Origin of the sequence: Ferrovibrio terrae (assembly GCF_007197755.1) — a bacterium.
Lineage (GTDB): Bacteria > Pseudomonadota > Alphaproteobacteria > Ferrovibrionales > Ferrovibrionaceae > Ferrovibrio > Ferrovibrio terrae.
Map to the genome: position 1 here is coordinate 3355725 of NZ_CP041636.1, position 18710 is coordinate 3374434.

The window sequence follows — 18710 nt, forward strand, 5'->3', positions numbered from 1 at the left end:
CGGACTTCCCCCTGTTGTCCGGCTGGCCGCACTGAAATCCATCAATTAGGCGTTCCTGCAGGCCATCGCACGCGCCGGCGCTTTTCAGTCGCGGGCGGTTGGTTATTGTAGGTGTACATAAATTTGGAGGAACCCCAGCAATGACATCAACAAAGGTCGCACTGGTTACAGGCGCAGGCACGGGTATCGGCAAGGCTTCAGCCATTGCGCTGGCCAAGGCAGGGTACAATGTAGTGTTGGCCGGCCGCCGGCTCGAGGCGCTCGACGCCACCGCGCGCGAAGCCGAGGCGCATGGCGTGCGCGCGGTGGCAGTGGCGACCGATGTGGGCGATCACGCTCAGGTCAAGGCCCTGTTCGCCAAGACCAAGCAGGCCTTCGGCCGCCTTGATGTGCTGTTCAACAATGCCGGCATGGGCACCCCGGCCATGCCGCTGGAAGACCTGTCATACGAGCAGTGGAAAGCCGTGGTCGATGTCAACCTGACCGGCCCGTTCCTGTGCACCCAGGAAGCCTTCAAGATCATGAAGGACCAGACCCCGCGCGGTGGCCGGATCATCAACAACGGCTCTATTTCCGCTTATGCGCCGCGTCCGTTCTCGTCGCCCTATACCTCGACCAAGCATGCGATCAGCGGCCTGACCAAAGCCAGTTCGCTGGATGGCCGGGCCTACGATATCGCCGTCGGCCAGATCGACATCGGCAATGCCGCCACCGACATGACCGAGCGCATGAAGAACGGCGTGCCGCAGCCCGATGGCTCGATCCGGGTCGAACCGCGCATGGATGTCCAGCATGTCGCCAACGCCGTGGTCCATATGGCCAGCCTGCCGCTCGACGCCAATGTGCTGTTCATGACAGTGATGGCAACCAAGATGCCCTTCGTCGGCCGCGGCTGACGCGCCGGCGGCACGACTACGCCTTTTGAATAGCTAGGCGGCTTTCGCCCGTGCCTTTATGTAATCGGCACGGCGGGGGCGGCCGTTGCGAATCAGTGAAGGAGAACGGGGTGAGCGACGCCATTACCCAGATGCGGGAGCAAATCCGCAAATATCAGGACGACAAGGCGCGGCTGGAGGGCGATCTGGCCACATTGGCGAAAAAGCGCCCTGAACTCGACAAGCAGATCATGGCCGCCCAGGCCAAGCTTAGGGACGCCAAGGGACCTGCGGTCCAGCAACTCCAGAATGAAATGCGCAACGCCAAGGAAGCCGCCCAGGGCGCTGCCGGCGGCATGCAGAGTTTGCGGGGAAAAATAGCGGAACTGACCGGAAAGATTGCAGAACTGGATAAAAACATTAAAATCGTTGAAGATTTCATGCGGCCGAAGAAATAGGCTGCCGAGGGCACGGAAATAGGGGGCAGGGGCAGTATGAACCCCATGGAAGTAGAACGGATGCTGGCACGCCATCGGGAGTGGCTGGCCAAGCGTCCCCGCGGTGCCCGTCTGAATCTCTCACTGGCAGACTTGCAGGGCTATGATTTCAGCGGTGCCGATCTGCGCGCCGCCAAGATGTCTGGCGCGAATATGTCGCGCGCCGTCCTGGTCGAGACCAATCTGTCCGAAGCCGACCTGTTTGCCGCCAATCTGGAACGCGCGGACCTGTCGAAGGCCGACCTGACCAAGGCCGACCTGCGCGGGGCCTCGATGCGCGGCGCCACCCTGGCTGGCGCCCGCCTGATGGGGGTGGATTTCCGCGGTGGCGCACTGATGCAGGCCTCTGACAACGGCGTTGGTTTTGGCGGCCCGGATTCAAGCGGCAACAAGCCGAAAGCGAATACCTCGGGCGCTGACCTGGCGGAGGCCAATCTACGCGGTTCGAACCTGACCGGTTCGAACATGAACGGCGTCAATCTGGCTGGCGCCAATCTCTCGCGCGCCAACCTCACTAAGGTGTCTCTGCGCAAGGCCAACCTCGCTGGCGCAGATTTCAAGGGCGCCTGCCTGCGTGGCGTCGACATGTCGCTGGCACTGATCGACGGCGCCGATTTCCAGGGTGCCGACCTCAAGGGCGCAATCCTGGAAGATGTCGACATGGACTCCGCCAACTTCACCGGTGCCGAGCTGTTCGTCGATGTCGCCAGCTTCGGCGATACCGTCGCCAGCATCCTTCAGGAGCACGAGAAGTGGATCAAGACGGACGGGCGCGAAGGCACCCGCGCCGATCTTGCCGGCCTGAACATGGAGCGCATCGATCTTTCCAATAAGGATCTCAGCGGCGCCAATCTGAAAGGCGCGAAGCTGGCCGGTGCCAAGCTGCAGAATTCCACTCTGGTCATGACCGATCTTTCGGAAGCCGATCTGACCGGTGCCAACCTGATCGGCGCGCTGGCCAACGGCGTCAATCTCGCCCGCGCCATCCTGCAGAAGGCGATACTCACGCGTGCCCAGCTCGGGCAGGTGCCGCTGCGTGGCCCTGACGGCAAGCCGATCGGCCGTTTCTGGTCAGCCAGTCTGGCGGCTGCCGATGCCAGCGACGCGGATTTCTCGGACGCATTGCTGAAGGGCGCCAACCTGATCGACGCCAAGCTCAATCGGGCCCGGCTGGTGAATGCCAACCTGACCGATGCCAAGATGGTGAATGCCGATCTGACGGGCGCCGATCTGACGGGTGCGCAAATTCCGCAGCAGGGGTGATCCGGTCTATCGACCGGATCAGCAATCTTTCCGCTCAGCTTTCCATGTTGCGTGCACGCTCAAGGCGCATGCGACCGGCATGGTCGATGGCTTCCTTGTAGGATTCGGGCGCCAGCGACGACAGCTTGTGGCTAAGGTTGCGTGACATCTGCCATTCCTTGCGCGGCTCGTTTTTGCTGAGCAGAGCCTTCGAGCTCAGGTTTGACAGGATGCGTTCCCACAGCGTGTCGGCGCAGAGCGGCAGCTTGTTCTCGCCCAGCAGTCGATTGACCTTTTCCAGCAACGGATCGGGCTTGGCCGGCATTTCCAGCTTACCGGCCGACAGGTCGGCCAGTGCGATCAGCGCCTCCGAGAGGCCAGGGCGCGAGCCCAGCAGGTCCTGGATCAGTGTGGTTGAATCCATGCATGCGGCCGAAATCTCATCCAGCAGCACTGCAGTGCCGTGCATCGGTCGCTCGATCATGTCGTTCAGCGCGAGATCCAGTCGTGCCGCATAGCTCGACAGCGACTGGGTCACTTTCGTCGTCTGGAAGAAGAACGTGAAGCGCAATTCATCATCTTTCATGCGCTGCGACAGACGCTCGTACAGCCGGGCATAATCATTGTTCTCGAATGCCGGCAGGTTTTTCTCGGCCAGGGCATTGCGCGTATGCGCCATCAGCTTGTCGAACAGCGCTTCCAGTTTCTTGCTGCGTTCGGCCTGGCCGGGCAGGCCCGGCTGTGTCTGTGCGCCAGCAAGCGCATAGATACCGGCCCGCATGAAGCTGCTCATGTCGTTGAGCTTGCGCTGATGCTGCGGTGAATGAAGTAGCTCGATCGCGGTGGCATTCTGCTTGTCAAGGAATTCGCGGAAGACAGTGCCGAACGCCTTCACCGAAGGACGCTTCGCCATGTCGAAGATGGTGTCGCAGACCGGGAACACGCCCTTGTAGGGGCGCGTCGCCATCGTCTTGGGGCGGGCAGTGGCGACCTTGTTGAAGATTTCCGACTGTGTGCCGAAACCATCCGAACGCTCACGCGAGCGCAGCACCTTCACGGCCTGGAAGTCACCCATGTTGAGTAGGGCATTGGCCTGGGCGATGGCACTCTTTTCAAGCTGTTCATTGGCGTTCTGCGTGTTACTGGCCTGGCCTTCAAGCCGCTTGTCGAGCCGCCAGCGGCCATCGACCTGCACATAGATCTCGTAGGCAAAGGCGCGGGAGCCCGCACCGAACATCGAACCGAAAACCATGACTTCCCCACCAACTCGCTTTGTATGTTTTAGTCTGAATCGATCCTTGCCGCCGGACACGGTTATTGCAAGGCGATTGTCACTCAGTCCTGCTTGTCGCGGCGCTGCTTCTCAGCAATCGCACGCTGCTCGACTGTCTGTAATTGCTTGGCAAACCGCTCAAAAGCCTGAGACACCGAGAGTACGAATTGGCGTTGCTGCGGTTCCGGCATTTCCAGCGCAGCCTCGGCGAATTTACGAGCCTGCTGACGCGCCAGCCCGGCGGCGTCGCGGAACGCATCGACGCGCACCTGCTCGAATGTGGACAGGATGCAATGTCGGGTGATGCTTTCTTCAACGGTCTTGAAAGAGGCTTCCTTGACCATGCCGTCTTTCAGCAGGTCGAAAACCAGAAGTGTCTCTTCAGAAATCCGGTTGATGATGCCATCGACCCGCTCGCGGTCGCGCGGAGTCGGGGCCAGGTCGGGCTCCGACGGCCGCTTGTTGGAACGCTTTACGACACTGGACCACATGACCCGCGGTGACGGCCCTTTCTGGCATCCGTCGGAATTGCCTTGCCCCTTGCTATAGTGCGACACAACCCCGAGGTGCGCCATGATTATGGCCGATAAATGGTTGCCCAAGGCTTAAGTCTTGATAACCCGGATCGGGTTAGCGAAATGTTCTCGGCGGGATTTGCCGAGAATCACGACAACAGGCAAGAAAAAAGGCCCCGCAAGCGGGGCCTTTCTCCGGGTTCAGAAAGTGGCTGGATCAGCCGCCCTTCTTGGGCGGAGCGGCAGCGCGACGCTGCTGCGTTCCGGCGATCATGAAGTTGTCGAAGGTGTTTTCGGCAACACGGAACCAGGCAACTTGGTCGTTACGGAAATTCACCCAGCTGTCATAGACCTTCTTGAACTTCGGATTCTTGGCAGCGGTTTCGGCATACAGCTCGTTGGCTTCTTTCAGGCAGGCTTCCATCACCGGCCGCGGGAAGGCGCGAAGCTGAGTGCCACCGGCAATGAGCTTTTTCAGGGCTGCCGGATTAAGCGCGTCATACTTCGAGACCATCCAGATATTGGCTTCGGCGCAGGCCGCTTCCAGAACGCTCTGGTACTCCTTCGGCAGCTTGTTCCACTGCTCGATGTTGACCATGACCGACAACTGCGGGCCGCCTTCCCACCAACCCGGGTAGTAGTAGTATTTGGCGACCTTGTTGAAGCCGAGCTTCTCGTCATCATACGGACCGACCCATTCGGCCGCATCGATGGTGCCTTTTTCCAGCGACGGATAGATATCGCCGCCAGCGATCTGCTGCGGTACCACGCCGAGTCTGCTGAGCACCTGACCGGCGAAACCACCGACGCGGAACTTCAGACCGGTGAGATCTTCAACTGTCTTGATTTCCTTGCGGAACCAGCCGCCCATCTGCGCACCGGTATTGCCGGCCGGGATCGCATGGCAGTTGTAGTCCTTGAAGAACTCGTTCATCAGGGCGCGGCCGCCGCCATGATACATCCAGGCATTCTGCTGACGGGCATTCAGGCCGAACGGAATGGAAGTATCGAAAGCGAAGGTCGGATCCTTGCCGACATAATAATAGTTGGCGGTGTGGCCGCATTCTACGGTGCCAGCCTGAACCGCATCCAACACCTGCAGGCCGGGGACGATTTCTCCCGCGGCAAAACAGCGGATCTGGAACTTGCCACCCGTTGCGGAGTTCACGCGATTGGCGACCACTTCGGCTGCGCCGTAAATGGTGTCCAGGCTCTTCGGGAAGCTCGAAGCCAGGCGCCAGCGGATTTCCGGCTGGCTCTGCGCGATCGCCGGCATCGGGAAGCTGGAAGCAACACCAATACTGCCGGCGCCGGCCAAGGCCGCGCCTTTTAGGAACTTGCGTCGTTGCATTGTTTATCTTCTCCCTGTTTGACGGGCCGGACTCTGTCGGCCCGATTACCCACCGTCCTTGCAGACTGACGCTGCTTAAGACGATGGAGGGAGATTACGGGATCAGTTTCATCAGAACAATGACTGATAAAGAAAAGCCCCGCAGGGCGGGGCTTTTCCATAGTTCGTATACTGAAAGTCTTTAGGCTGTTGTATCAGCCCTTCTTCGCAGGGGCCTTGCTCTTGCGTTGGCTGGCGGCCGACATGAAGTTGTCGAAGGTGCCTTCAGCAACACGGAACCACAGCAGCTGGTCATCGCGATACTTCACCCAGCTGTCGTAGACCTTCTTGAACTTCGGATTGGCAGCAGCGACTTCGGCGTAGACTTCGTTCGTTGCATCGAAGCAGGCTTCCATCACCGCACGCGGGAACGGGCGCAGCTGCGTGCCGCTCGCGACGAGCTTCTTCAACGCAACCGGGTTCTGCGCATCGTACCTGCCGAGCATCCAGTTGTTGCATTCCGCGCTGGCGGCTTCGAGGGCAGCCTGATATGGCTTCGGCAGGCTCGCCCACTGTGCGTTGTTGACGTACAGCGAGACCTGCGGACCGCCTTCCCACCAACCCGGATAGTAGTAGTACTTGGCAACCTTGTTGAAGCCGAGCTTCTCGTCATCATACGGACCCACCCACTCGGCGGCGTCGATGGTGCCCTTTTCAAGCGCCGGATAGATATCGCCGCCAGCGAGCTGCTGCGGTACGACGCCCAGCTTGGTGAGGATCTGGCCGGCGATGCCTGCGATACGGAACTTCAGGCCCTTCAGATCTTCAACGGTCTTGATTTCCTTGCGGAACCAGCCGCCCATCTGCGTGCCGGTGTTGCCAGCCGGGAACTGCACGATGTTGTAGTCCTTGAAGAACTCACGCATCAGTTCGAGGCCGCCGCCATTGCGCATCCAGGAATTCTGCTGGCGCACGTTCAGGCCGAAGGGCAGGCAGGCGTCGAAGGCGAAGGTCGGGTCCTTGCCGACGTAGTAGTAGCTGACGCTGTAACCGGCTTCGACGGTGCCAGCCTGAACGGCATCGAGCACCTGCAGACCCGGGACGATTTCGCCGGCGGCGAAGACGCGAATCTGGAACTTGTTGTCGGTCAGCTCAGCGACGCGCTTGGCCAGCTGCTCGCCACCGCCGTGGATGGTGTCGAGGCTCTTCGGGAAGCTGGTGGGCATACGCCACTTGATTTCGGGCAGGCTCTGCGCGAGCGCGGGGGCCGGGAAGCTTGCGGCAGCGCCTATGCTGCCCGCGCCGGCAATGGCCGCGCCTTTCAAGAATTTACGACGAAGCATGTTTGGTCCTTCTCCCTAGCGTGTCTGTCAGCCGGTATTCCGGTCCGGAAATTGAGGCTACAGGAACTACGTGTACACGGAGAATCCGTATACGTCGGGGGAAAATACCCCTCTAGGGAACCCCAGGCAAGAAACCCGGATCAGACAAAGGTGGGAACGGCGGGGGCCGCTTGAGGTATCGGATCGGCTTCCTGGTCGAGGAGTCTCCAGCCCTCCTGGGTGAGGGCTTCGAGCGGCCGGAATCGGCTCTTATAGGCCATCTTCCGGCTCTCCGAGATCCAGTAGCCAAGATAGACATATGGCACGCCCAGGTCGCAGGCGTTCTGGATATGCCAGAGGATGATGAAACTGCCCGGACTGCGGTTTTCGAAGTCAGGATCGAAGTAGCTGTATACCAGCGAGATGCCGTCGTTCATCTCGTCGATCAGGCAGACGCCGAACAGGCGGCCGTCGGCGTTGCGGAACTCGGTCAGGCCGCTGCGCACCGGACTGTCTTCAACCATGGCGCGGTAATCGGCGAATTCCATATCGGCCATACCGCCGCCATCGTGGCGCGCGGTCACATAGCGGCGGAACACCTGGTAATGCTCGCGCGTCGCGTAGGCCGGCAGGCGGCGTGCCATCACACCGCTATTCCGCCGCAGCACTCGGCGTTGTGCCTGATCGGGCTGGAAGTCGGCGGCGGGTACGCGCACCGGCACGCAGGCATTGCAGTTCTCGCAGGCTGGCCGATACGCCAAATCCTGGCTGCGGCGGAAGCCCGCCTGGCTGAGCGCATTGTGCAGCCCATCGGGATCGTCACCGGCCAACAGTGTCACTACCTTGCGCTCCAGCCGGCCCTGCAGGTAGGGGCAGGGCGTAGGCGGCGTCGCAAAGAAGTGCCGCAAGGGTATCTGCAGGCGATGTTTCACGTCGCAGTCCGTCCGCGTGAGAGTCGGATTGAGATTAGCGTAATTGACCGGCTTGGGGAGGGGGTAATCTGCGCTTTTCTCACATGCGGCCCAGGCGGCGAACCACCATCGTGCCGCAAAGCTGGTCATGCAGGCAGCGCCGGCGATTGCTGAACAGCGGCCAGAGCAGGATCAGTCCGCCGGTGAAGCTGGTTGTAACGTAAAAGACCGCAGTATGCAGTAAAGCCTGGATATAACCCGGTTTACCGCCATCCCACACCCGCACCTGCAACCCGAAGAGACGCATGCCTAAGGTTGCAGAGCCCGAACCGCCGATAGTGAGGGTGTGATAGGCGACGGGTATGGCAGCCGCTAGCAGAACCAGCAACGGCGTGGCGAGGCCGAAAGTGATTACCGTGAAGAAGACCAAAGCGACCTTGTAGACCAGCAGCAGGCCCAGCAGGATGCAGAGGTCGATGAAATAGGCTAGGCAGCGTCGCCATAGCAGGCCATCGAACTGTGCGGGATCAGAGAAGGGATCCACGACAGGGATCGTGGTCGACGCAAGTTCAGAAGGTGGTTTTTGATCTGACACGATCAGCGACTCGGCATGACGCGGATCTGACTGTTGCTGCCCGGTCCGTTGAGCCCCGGCGGCGGCGGCGGCGGCGGCGCCGGGTTACGCAACGCGCCGGGATTGACCCGACCCGGCGTAAAGCCGCCGCTGTTATTGCTGCCTGCGCCACCACTACGATTGCCGCCAGGCGTGTTATTGCCACCGGGTGCGGCCTTCGGCACATCGCTCAGCAGCAGGATCGCGATGCGACGGTTACGCGCATCGAGCGGGTTGTCCTTGATCAAGGGATCCTGGTCGGCATTGCCGGTCACCTGACGAATGCGCTCGCTTGGCACGCCAGCCTCGATCATGGCGCGGCGCGCAGCGTTGGCGCGATCGGCCGACAGTTCCCAGTTTGAATAGGAACCCTGACCACGGAACGGCTGCGCATCGGTGTTGCCACTGATCGCCAGCTTGTTCGGCAGTTTGGAGACGGCCTGAGCCACCTGCTGCATGAGGCGGCGAGTCTTGTCGGTCATGCCCGAACTGCCCGACGGAAACATCGAGGACTGCTCTTCATCGACCAGTTGGATGCGGAAGCCTTCCGGCGTGTTGTCAAACACGATCTGCTTCGACAGTTCGGAGAGCTGCGGGTTGTCGCGGATCGCCTGGCGAATCTGGTTTTCCAGTTCGTGGAAATTCTCGGCCTCGGCCTGCGCGACGCGCTCGCGCGCGGCCTGCGCATCGATCTGCTGCAGGTCGGTGACCTGCTCGGGTCCGCCGCCGGTGCCATCCTGGTTCTGTTGGCCGGCACCGCGCTGTGCGGCGTCAGCGGGATCGGGGAAACGATCGCCCTGCGTGCCGGGCGCTGGCGGCGGCTGGCGCGCATCGGGATAGCGCTGGTCGTATTGTGGCTGGTCCGGCTGGTCGCTTTTTTCCGATGAGGGGCCGATCACTACGGTCGGCAGGCCGAAGCTGGAAATCTTGCCGCCATCTTCCAAGATGGTACGGCCGCCCATCACGCCGCCGGCGCCGGACAGGCTGCGGCTGACGGAAGCGGGCGAAAAGTAATCGGCAACGCCCTTCTTTTGCTCATCGGTGGTCACGTTCAGGAGCCAAAGCAGCAGGAAGAACGCCATCATCGCGGTCACGAAGTCGGCATACGCAACCTTCCACGCGCCGCCATGGGCGGAATGCACGCCCTTCTTGATCTTCTTGACGATGATCGGGCGATCGCCCTCGATACCGGCCATGGTTCAGAGCCCTGCGGTCGTCACACCGACTGCACTTTGCTAGTCGCTTCTTCCACTTCGTAGAAGGTCGGCCTGACATTCGACATCAGGGACTTGCGGGCGAACTCGACCGAGACGGCCGGCGCATAGCCCTGCAGGTGGGCCAGCAAGCCGGCCTTGATGCACATCAGGTATTTGCTGTCATGCTCCATCGTGGCCTTACAAGCGGCCGCAATCGGCGAGACGATGCCATAGGACATCAGAATGCCAAGGAAGGTGCCGACGAGCGCGCCACCGATCAGCTTGCCGAGCACTTCCGGCGGCTCACTGATCGAGCCCATGGTTTTGATAACGCCGAGCACTGCGGCGACGATGCCGAGCGCCGGGAAGCTTTCGCCAAAGGCGTTGATCGCGGACTGGGCGAGGTGATCTTCCTGATGGTGAACTTCAAGTTCCATATCCATCAGGGATTCCATCTCATGCGGGTTTTCGCTGCCCAGGGTCATCAGGCGCAGATAGTCGCAGAGGAAATCCATATTGTGATGGTCGGCCATGAATTTGGGAAACTGGGTGAAGAGCTTGCTCTCTTCCGGTTTCTCGATGTGCTGCTCCAGCGCCAGCATGCCTTTACTTTTGGCGAGCTTGAACGTGCTGTACAGCATCGACAGCAGTTCGAGATAATCGTCCTTGCTGTATTTCGGGCCTTTGAAAGCGGTCTTGAATCCATTCAGGCCGGCCTTCAGCACCGGCTTCGGGTTACCGACAATGAAAGCGCCAACGCCGGCACCGCCGATGATGACCAGCTCGAACGGCTGCCATAGCACCATGAGCTTGCCGCCCATGGCGACATAGCCGCCCAGCACGCAGCCCAGACCGACGATAGAGCCGATAATGATGAGCATTCAAAATCTCCATACCCACGCCACGATGGCTCGCAGACGCGAATCCGCCTGAGACGTGCAACCCGACCCTTCTTATCTTATGCGGGGGGTAAATAGAATATTGAAAAGGGGTAATGGCTTACGTCGTAAAGGGCTGATTTGATCACTTTTTCCGGCTCTTGGCCGGCTATCGAGCGGTCAGGCGCAGGCGTCCCAAGGCTCCGGTCTCGAAATCGGCGGGCCGCATCGACATGGGAATATACTCAACTGCCGCCCAGGGGGTCGCATAATCCCGGTAGTGTCGCGACAGGACATGGCCGGACTGGCCGGTCGAATGCATGAACTGCGACCGGTTCAGGTCGGCCAGATCGTAGATCGCCCGCAGCGACGCGGCATGGCGATTCCCGAACGGATCCTTGTCGTTGGCAAGATCGTTGCGGCCGACATTCACCGTAAAGGCATCGCCACCGGTGGGAACGCTGACTTCGAAGAAGCGCCGCAGCATGGCGATGTTACTGAAGGGCCGGTGCGTGCCCCGTGCCGAATGGGCCTCACCCCAGCGCCAGCGCGCCATGTCCGACCCGTAGCGCACCTTGAGGTCGTCGAGTGCCCGGTCCAGCGCTTCGGCGACCAGTTCGGAGCAGGGCGTGGTGGCGCCGGTCGCCTGGTTGGCGCACCAGCGGCTCTGGCCGTTCTGGTTGGTGAGGATATTCTTGATCAGAATCGGCCGGAAGCGCCACAACGGCTGGAAGGCATCCCCCAGTTCGTCGGCTAGGATCAGGCGGGTGAGTTCGCGATACCAGGCCTGGAAAATCAGCGGCTCGGCGCGATTGACCGACATGTTGCCGTCCCATGAGGCCATCAGGCCATGGCTGCCCGGCAGTTCGCTGTTGCGCGGCAGGTTCTTCGGCGGCACGGCCAGCAGGAGCGGCAGGATTTCCCCCACCATCGGTGACATGATATCGCCCTGCAGCTGTTTGAAGCTTTCCACCGAGTGGACATTGCGCTCCTTCAGCAACTGTTCGATGCGGCGGGCGCGATACGGCTCAGCCCAGTCGGCGGTGATGAAATGAGGATAACTGTCGGGCACGATCTTGTTGTTAGCCGTGACGATGGTGCCGGGCGGTGGATTGTAGCTGCGCGGCAGTTGGTCGAACGGAATGAAGCCGTTCCAGTCGTAGCGCGCATCCCAGCCGGGGGCCGGTGCAAGGCCCTTTAGATCGTTGTCGGCGCGGCGGATCGGGATCAGTCCCGGCGCGACGAAACCGATATTGCCCTCTCGGTCGGCGTAAACGATGTTTTGCTGCGGCGAGACGAAGCGGCGCAGGTTATCGTTGAAACCGTTCCAGTCCGTCACACTGTCGAGGCCGAGCAGGGCGTCGGCCGTAGTGTCTTCATCCAGCAGGGCGGTCCACGCAAAAGCGAGGACATAACCGGCCTCCAGTTGCTGGCGTGCGCCGTCATGTACATCGGAGATCACCGGGCCATGGCGCGTTTCTCGCACGGTGATGACGACATCCTCGCCGCTGCGCTGCTTGATAGTTTCCTGCCGCGTGACGAAGGCCGCCGAGCCCTCAGGCGTGACATACTGCGTCGTATCTGCGGGATCAATCTTCTCGATATAAAGGTCCTGCGTGTCCGGGCCGGTATTGGTGAAGCCCCAGGCGATGCGGCCGTTATGGCCCAGCACCACGCCCGGCACGCCGGGCAACGTCGCGCCGATCGCAGCGCCGGCGGGTGACGCCATATGCGCGAAATACCACAGCGCTGGCGTGGCGAGACCGAGATGCGGATCGTTGGCCAGCAGCGGCTGGCCGGTCACCGTGCGCTTGCCGTTTATCACCCAGTTGTTGGAGCCGATGCCTTCCGGCCGCTCGGGCGGCAGGATTTCAAGCAGGCGCTCGACATCAACGGCGGCCGCAACCTGGCGATACAAATCTGTCATATCAGCCAGGGCGACCGGGCCATCGCCGGGATAGGGCGGATAGAATTCTTCGATCTGCTGCTTCGTCAGGCGTTTTGCGAGACCGAGTGTGGCGAGTTCACGGCCCCAGTTGCCGCCCAGATCCCAGGCCATCATTTTCAGCCAGCCGAGAGAGTCTGCCGGCGTCCAGGGCTCGGGCGTAACATCGAAGATCAGAAATTCCGGCGGCAGTGGACCGTTGCGGCTGGCGAGGAAGGCATTCACGCCATCGGCATAGGCCTGCAGCGTCGTCTGCGTCTCGGGCTTCAGATGCGCAAAGGCGGTGACGGCCTTGCGTCGGATGCCCAGCGTACGAATGAATTTGTCGGTGTTGAGCGCAGCCGCGCCAAACAGTTCAGCCAGCCGGCCGGCGGCAATGCGACGCTGAACTTCCATCTGCCAGAGACGGTCCTGCGCATGGGCATAGCCGAGGCCGAAGGCTGCGTCATTGCGGCTGCTGGCGCGGATATGCGCGACGGCATTCCGGTCACGCAGAATCTCAACGGGGCCGGACAGTATCTGCCCGACTTTCACTTCTCCATTGACGACTGGCAGAGAGAGGCGGGCAACAACATAACTGCCGCCAGCGGCAAGGCCCAGAAGCACGAACAGAAGAACGACTAACCTGAAAATCCAGCGCATGCGATCCCGATCAACCTGTACCGGAGATCAGGCTTAACAGATTCGACAATGATTTGCAGGTTCGAATCGCCACATGACCGTAAACACACGGTCACGGAATGGGATCAGGCTTCAGCAACCTGCTTGCTGCCGGTCGGAACGCCCTGCAGGCTGCTGAACGCGGCAGCTGATGCCGCGACCACCTGCGGAGCAGGAGCCGTGGGGTTCGGCGCAGGCGCGCTGGCAGCACGATCCTCGGCACTGCCGATGATGCGAGGCTGCGGTACAGTTCGGTCGTGCCCACCCTGCGGACGCAGGCTCGAATCCTCGGGAAGGTGCTGCTGATACTCGCGCACGGCGCGCGGGCTCGGATACTGTTGCTGCACTTCGCCGGTTTCGCTGTTGCGAATTTCGACAATGGCTAGACGTGCCGTGATGTCGAAGCGGATGAAGGGGCTGACAAACACAGCCAGGTTCGCGGATGGAGAGGAAACCTGAACCTCTTCTCGCGGCGCACTCTCAGAATGCACTGAAACAGCCGCGTCCCTGGAGGATGCAGCTGCGGAGATCTGGTCGTTTACTCGGGCAGTATTGCGGGCGTTCGCTCCGCTACTGCCCGACGCGGCAACAGTGCCGAGGATGTCGAGCGGCATGATGGGTTTCTCCCACGCAGATACAGCAACGTTAGTAATTATTTACCATATTTTTCTTGGACTTGCTAGCAGTAATTGTGTCTTGCAGCTCACCAATCGCTATAAGAGCGTTAACGGGGCGATTGCCCGAAAGTTCCTCATGGTGCAAACTGCCGACCGCTGCGGCAGTTAACCTTAACTGCTTATGATTCTTGGACTTTAGGGGGAAACGATGGCGAAAGTGGCGTTTATTGGCCTGGGAGTGATGGGCTACCCGATGGCGGGGCACTTGGTAAAAGCCGGCCATACCGTGACGGTCTGGAACCGCTCAGCCGACAAGGCTGACAAGTGGGTTGCTCAGCATAAGGGCCAAAAGGCTGCCACCCCGAAGGAAGCCGCAACCGGCGCAGAACTGGTCATGGCCTGCGTCGGCAACGACGATGATCTGCGGTCGGTGACCTACGGTGATACCGGTCTCTTGGCGGGTCTGGCCAAGGGCGCGATCTTTGTCGATCACACCACGGCCTCGGCTGATGTGGCGCGCGAGATCGGCGAGAAGGCCAAGGCAAACGGTCAGGGCTTCATCGATGCCCCTGTGTCAGGTGGGCAGGCCGGCGCCGAGAACGGTCAGCTTACCATCATGTGCGGCGGCGATGCGGCCACCTATGACAAGGTGCATCCGGTGATCCAGGCCTACGCGAAGATGCAGAACCTGATGGGCCCGACCGGCAGCGGCCAACTCACCAAGATGATGAACCAGATCTGCATCGCCGGTCTGGTGCAAGGCCTGGCCGAAGCGCTGGCCTTTGGTCGCGCTTCAGGTCTGGACCTGACGAAAGCTGTGGAAGTGATCTCCAAGGGCGCAGCCGGCTCGTGGCAGATGGACAACCGCCACAAGACGATGATCGAAGGCAAGTTCGATTACGGTTTCGCCGTCGATTGGATGCGCAAGGACCTCAGCATCTGTCTGGCCGAAGCGCGTCGCAACGGCGCCAGCCTGCCAGTGGCTGCACTGGTCGACCAGTTCTATGCCGAAGTGCAGCAGATGGGCGGCAATCGCTGGGATACGTCCAGCCTGATCGCGCGCCTGGAAGCGACCAAGACCGCCAAGAAGTTCTGATTGAGGTGAAAGCCGGGGAGGCAGCCGATTACGGCTGCTTTCCCTCGGCAATCATGCGCGCGATGTCGCGTGCAAAATATGTCAGCACGCCATCGCAGCCAGCGCGCTTGAACGACAGCAGGCTTTCCCAGGCCACCTTGGCGCGATCCAGCCAGCCGCGCTCCGCAGCACCAGCCAGCATCGAATACTCGCCCGACACCTGATAAGCGTATGTTGGCAGGCCAAAGGTGCTTTTCACCCGCCAGCAGATGTCGAGATAGGGCATGCCCGGCTTGACCATCACCATGTCGGCGCCTTCAGCAATATCCAGCGCGACTTCACGTAGCGCCTCGTCGCCATTGGCCGGATTCATCTGATAAGTGCGTTTGTCGCCCAGCCCCAGATTGACCGACGAGCCGACGGCATCGCGAAACGGCCCGTAGAAGGCAGACGCATACTTTGCGGCATAGGCCATGATCTGCGCGTGTTTGAATCCTTCGCGCTCGAAGGCCTGGCGGATCGCGCCGATGCGGCCATCCATCATGTCGGACGGCGCGGTGATGTCGCAGCCGGCCCTCATCTGCACGAGTGCCTGCTGCACCAGCAGCTCGACGGTTTCGTCGTTGAGGATTTCACCATCCTTCAGCAGGCCGTCATGGCCATGGCTGGTATAGGGATCGAGCGCGACATCGCAGAGGATGCCGAGATTCTTCGTTGCGCTCTTCACGGCGCGAACCGTGCGGCAGACCACGTTGTCGGGATTGAGCGCTTCGCGGCCGTCTTCGCTCTTCAGCTTCGGATCTGTGGCCGGGAACAGGGCGATGGCGGGAATGCCAAGTTGCTCCGCTTCGCGGGCGGCTGCAACGGCGGCATCGATGCTCAAGCGCTCGACGCCCGGCATGGACGCGATCGGTGCGTTGTTCGCGGCGTCATGCACGAAGATCGGCCAGATCAGGTCATTGACGCTGAGGCTGTTCTCGGCGACGAGGCGACGGGTCCAGTCGGCACGGCGCAGACGGCGAGGGCGCGCGAGAGGGAATTGCGGCAGGGGCGGTACAGCGGTGTCGGTCATTCAGAAAGCTTTATCAAACCGCTCCTGAAACGCAATCCAGACCCAGGGAGAAGTGCCCAGAATTCTGCCCAGCCGCATGGCCAGGCCGGAGGAAATCGGCCGTTCGCCGGCCAGGACCTGCCGCAGCAGCTTGCGGGGAATATGGGCTTCGCGGATGAAATGCTCGGGATCGCTGCCGCGGGCGAAAATGGCCCGCTCAAGCAGAATGCCAGGATGGATCGGCAGCATCGCATCACCTCGCGCATCGAACTGTACCGTCCGATTCTCGCGCGGCAGTGGTTAATGCCCCGTAACGCCACTCCGGGCAACTTCTCCCGTCTTATTTTTCCTGGGGTTTGCGGCCGGCCAGGCGGTCGAACTGCTTCACCAGATCAGCGATATCGGCATCGATCGGGCGCGGCGGCAGTATTGTCGCGGCATCGTTGGCCGGCGGGCGCGCAGCAGGCTGAGCCGGCTCCTGCAGCGCCAGTTTCGCGGTCAGTTCGAGATCTTCGCGGCAGCGCACGGTGAACCAGAAGGTGGAGCCTTCGCCCGGGGCGCTGATCACGCCGATCTCGCCGCCCATCAAATGCACCAGGTGCTTGCAGATGGTCAGACCAAGCCCGGTGCCACCATAGCGACGGGTCATCGAGATATCGGCCTGGGTGAAGGGTTCGAAGAGAGTCAGTTGCTGCTCGGCGGCGATGCCGATGCCGGTATCGCGGATCGCGCAATGCAGCATGAAGTCACCGTTCTGCAGGCCCGTCGCCGTGATTGTGATTGTCACCGTGCCTTTCTCTGTGAACTTGATGGCGTTGCCGATCAGGTTGGTGAGAATCTGCCGCAGGCGAAGCGGATCGCCAATCACATGCTCCGGCACGCTCTCGGCAACATCAAGGATCACCTGATTGCCGTTTTCGCGGGAGCGCGGCGTGAGCAGGGCAACGATGCTGTCGATGGTCGGTCGCAGGTCGAAATCAATCGCCTCGATCTGCAGCTTGCCGGCCTCGAGCTTGGAAACATCGAGAATATCGTCGATCAGGCCGAGCAGGTCGCGTGCCGACTGGTGCGCGACTTCCGAATAACGCTTCAGTGCTGGCTCAATGTCGCTGCGGTTCAGCAGGCTGAGCATGCCCAGTACGCCGTTCATGGGCGTGCGGATTTCATGGCTCATCATGGCGAGGAAATTCGACTTGGTCTTATGCGCGGTTTCTGCGGCATCCCTGGCGGCGGCCAGAGCCTGGGCGGTTTCGGCCAGCTTGACCGACTGTTCTTCCAGCATATGGCGCTGCAGTTCGAGTTCGTTCATCTGGCGGCGAATCTGGTCGACGTCTTCGAGACTACCGATCAGTCGCGAAGCGCGACCAGTTGCCGTGTAGCTCGGTTCGGCGCGCGCCAGAACCCAGATATACACGCCATCGCTGCGCCGGATGCGGAATTCGGCCTCGTATGTGCGCCGCTGCTTCAGCGCGGTGTTGACGCGACGCGTTACCATGTCGCGGTCATCGGGATGCATCAGCTCGGTGAAGGCTTCGATCGTGGTGCGCGATGACAGCAGTGTCGTGTCGTCACGGTCCTGCAGATAGTTGGCGACGATCAGCAACTCGCCGGTCAGCAGATCCCAGTCCCAGATGCCGAGCCGGCTGCTGCGCGCAGCGGCTTCGAACAGGTCGTTGCTGGCCTGCAATGCCGCGCGTGCCGCCGCCATGGCGCGCTGCTGCACCATCACGCGTACTGCAAGGGCGATCAGTCCGGCGATCATGTAGGTAGCGACCAGACAGGCCATGAAAGACAGCATGGCAACGAGCGGCAGCGTCGTGCTGGCGCTCGTTGCCTGCCACAGGATGAAGGAGGCGACGATACCGCCGATCAGGACGATGGCCTGGCCGGCCAGCAATGGTAGCGGCGCGATCTGTGACGAGGGATGGAAGGTGCGGGCGGCACAGGCCGCGCCCAGCAGAAGCAGAACGATGGCGCCATCGGGCATGGCGGCGGAGTGCGCCGTCCAGGCAGCCGTCTGCGGCAGCAGGTCGAGTGCACCGATAGACAGCGTGAGTGCCAGCGCCACAAGTGTCATCGCAACTGACCACCCGAGTGGCACATTGCCCACGGTGGCGCGTGGCGAGGCGGGAACATACAGGCGCGCGGCCGTCAGCAGCGCGCCAACGCAGAGTACCGGCCCCATGCTGCCACTCCACAGCATGGCTAGTGTTGGCGCGACTGAAGCTTCGGTGGCCTGCAACAGGCTGCCATGCAGAATATAGTTGCCCAGCCCGGCGATGCTAAGGCAGGCGAGCGTCAGCGCCAGCAGGCGTGAGGCCGGTGGCGCGGTATCGCGCAGCAGCAACGACAGACCGGCCAGTGCGGCCACGACCGCAACATCGGCATGGAAGGGCGGTGTACCCGGCAGCCAGGCGGTGGTCATGGTGCCGCTGAACAGCGGCGCACCGGCCAGCAATACGGTGAGTCCAATCAGCAGGCCAGCTAGCCCGTAAGCCAGGCCGCGCAAAGGCCAGCCGATGCCGGTTTCGGCATCCGGTTGTCGCTGAGGATCGAGAGGCAGCATGGGCGGTGGCAATGGACCTGATGAAGCGCGAAAGGCTAGCATGCAGAAACAGCCCATGCGACTCTGTTCGGGCCTAGTTCGTCTGGACTAGACCGGCCGTTGACGGCTGATTGGCGGGCAATTAAGACCCGGAATAAGGGAGAA

General features: G+C 61.4%; 18 protein-coding genes. 5 read left to right on the top strand and 13 right to left on the bottom strand.

The window, feature by feature from the left end:
- Positions 1 to 140 precede the first annotated feature (140 nt).
- From FNB15_RS16370 to FNB15_RS16380, 3 genes are all read left to right on the top strand, one after another.
- Entirely contained in the window at positions 141 to 896 is a 756-nt protein-coding gene (locus tag FNB15_RS16370; RefSeq protein WP_144069732.1) for an SDR family oxidoreductase, read from the top strand.
- 110 nt (positions 897 to 1006) lie between these two features.
- Positions 1007 to 1333, top strand: coding sequence for a hypothetical protein (locus FNB15_RS16375; RefSeq protein WP_144069733.1), 327 nt, complete (start codon positions 1007 to 1009; stop codon positions 1331 to 1333).
- A 45-nt stretch (positions 1334 to 1378) separates the two neighbouring features.
- On the top strand, positions 1379 to 2635 hold the full coding sequence (locus FNB15_RS16380) for a pentapeptide repeat-containing protein (protein ID WP_185973585.1): 1257 nt from the start codon (positions 1379 to 1381) through the stop codon (positions 2633 to 2635).
- Positions 2636 to 2669: 34 nt separating this feature from the next.
- Here the strand turns inward: FNB15_RS16380 and FNB15_RS16385 are convergent, their stop codons facing one another.
- From FNB15_RS16385 to FNB15_RS16425, 9 genes are all read right to left on the bottom strand, one after another.
- Positions 2670 to 3866, bottom strand: coding sequence for a hypothetical protein (locus FNB15_RS16385; RefSeq protein ID WP_144069735.1), 1197 nt, complete (start codon positions 3864 to 3866; stop codon positions 2670 to 2672).
- 83 nt (positions 3867 to 3949) lie between these two features.
- Positions 3950 to 4462: a hypothetical protein gene (locus FNB15_RS16390; protein ID WP_144069736.1), complete on the bottom strand. Its 513-nt coding sequence runs from the start codon at positions 4460 to 4462 to the stop codon at positions 3950 to 3952.
- 157 nt (positions 4463 to 4619) lie between these two features.
- Positions 4620 to 5753 (bottom strand): TRAP transporter substrate-binding protein, encoded by a 1134-nt coding sequence (locus FNB15_RS16395; protein WP_144069737.1) that lies wholly within the window; start codon positions 5751 to 5753, stop codon positions 4620 to 4622.
- 194 nt (positions 5754 to 5947) lie between these two features.
- Positions 5948 to 7075, bottom strand: a complete 1128-nt coding sequence (locus FNB15_RS16400) for a TRAP transporter substrate-binding protein (RefSeq protein WP_144069738.1) — start codon at positions 7073 to 7075, stop codon at positions 5948 to 5950.
- A gap of 140 nt (positions 7076 to 7215) precedes the next feature.
- On the bottom strand, positions 7216 to 7986 hold the full coding sequence (locus FNB15_RS16405; protein WP_246068708.1) for an arginyltransferase: 771 nt from the start codon (positions 7984 to 7986) through the stop codon (positions 7216 to 7218).
- A gap of 79 nt (positions 7987 to 8065) precedes the next feature.
- Positions 8066 to 8509, bottom strand: coding sequence for an RDD family protein (locus FNB15_RS16410; RefSeq protein WP_185973586.1), 444 nt, complete (start codon positions 8507 to 8509; stop codon positions 8066 to 8068).
- Positions 8510 to 8562: 53 nt separating this feature from the next.
- Positions 8563 to 9774 (bottom strand): flagellar motor protein MotB, encoded by a 1212-nt coding sequence (locus FNB15_RS16415; RefSeq protein ID WP_144069741.1) that lies wholly within the window; start codon positions 9772 to 9774, stop codon positions 8563 to 8565.
- Positions 9775 to 9794: 20 nt separating this feature from the next.
- Positions 9795 to 10655: a flagellar motor stator protein MotA gene (gene motA / locus FNB15_RS16420; protein ID WP_144069742.1), complete on the bottom strand. Its 861-nt coding sequence runs from the start codon at positions 10653 to 10655 to the stop codon at positions 9795 to 9797.
- 166 nt (positions 10656 to 10821) lie between these two features.
- The gene (locus tag FNB15_RS16425) at positions 10822 to 13113 is read right to left on the bottom strand and encodes a penicillin acylase family protein (RefSeq protein WP_246068870.1); all 2292 of its coding nucleotides are present in this window, start codon (positions 13111 to 13113) and stop codon (positions 10822 to 10824) included.
- Between FNB15_RS16425 and FNB15_RS21395 the strand changes: the two genes are divergently transcribed.
- Positions 13015 to 13221: a hypothetical protein gene (locus FNB15_RS21395; RefSeq protein ID WP_246068891.1), complete on the top strand. Its 207-nt coding sequence runs from the start codon at positions 13015 to 13017 to the stop codon at positions 13219 to 13221. The two genes, FNB15_RS16425 and FNB15_RS21395, sit on opposite strands and share 99 nt — an antisense overlap.
- Positions 13222 to 13343: 122 nt before the next feature.
- On the opposite strand, the gene FNB15_RS16430 is transcribed toward FNB15_RS21395, so the two are convergent.
- Positions 13344 to 13871, bottom strand: coding sequence for a hypothetical protein (locus FNB15_RS16430; protein ID WP_144069744.1), 528 nt, complete (start codon positions 13869 to 13871; stop codon positions 13344 to 13346).
- Positions 13872 to 14082: 211 nt separating this feature from the next.
- Between FNB15_RS16430 and FNB15_RS16435 the strand changes: the two genes are divergently transcribed.
- Entirely contained in the window at positions 14083 to 14970 is an 888-nt protein-coding gene (locus FNB15_RS16435; protein ID WP_144069745.1) for an NAD(P)-dependent oxidoreductase, read from the top strand.
- 28 nt (positions 14971 to 14998) lie between these two features.
- Here FNB15_RS16435 and hemB read toward each other — a convergent pair whose 3' ends face one another.
- From hemB to FNB15_RS16450, 3 genes are all read right to left on the bottom strand, one after another.
- Positions 14999 to 16021, bottom strand: coding sequence for a porphobilinogen synthase (gene hemB, locus FNB15_RS16440; protein ID WP_144069746.1), 1023 nt, complete (start codon positions 16019 to 16021; stop codon positions 14999 to 15001).
- Entirely contained in the window at positions 16022 to 16249 is a 228-nt protein-coding gene (locus tag FNB15_RS16445) for a helix-turn-helix transcriptional regulator (RefSeq protein WP_144069747.1), read from the bottom strand. It lies immediately after the preceding gene.
- 91 nt (positions 16250 to 16340) lie between these two features.
- Positions 16341 to 18566: a hybrid sensor histidine kinase/response regulator gene (locus tag FNB15_RS16450; RefSeq protein WP_185973587.1), complete on the bottom strand. Its 2226-nt coding sequence runs from the start codon at positions 18564 to 18566 to the stop codon at positions 16341 to 16343.
- Between the last annotated feature and the right edge of the window lie 144 nt (positions 18567 to 18710).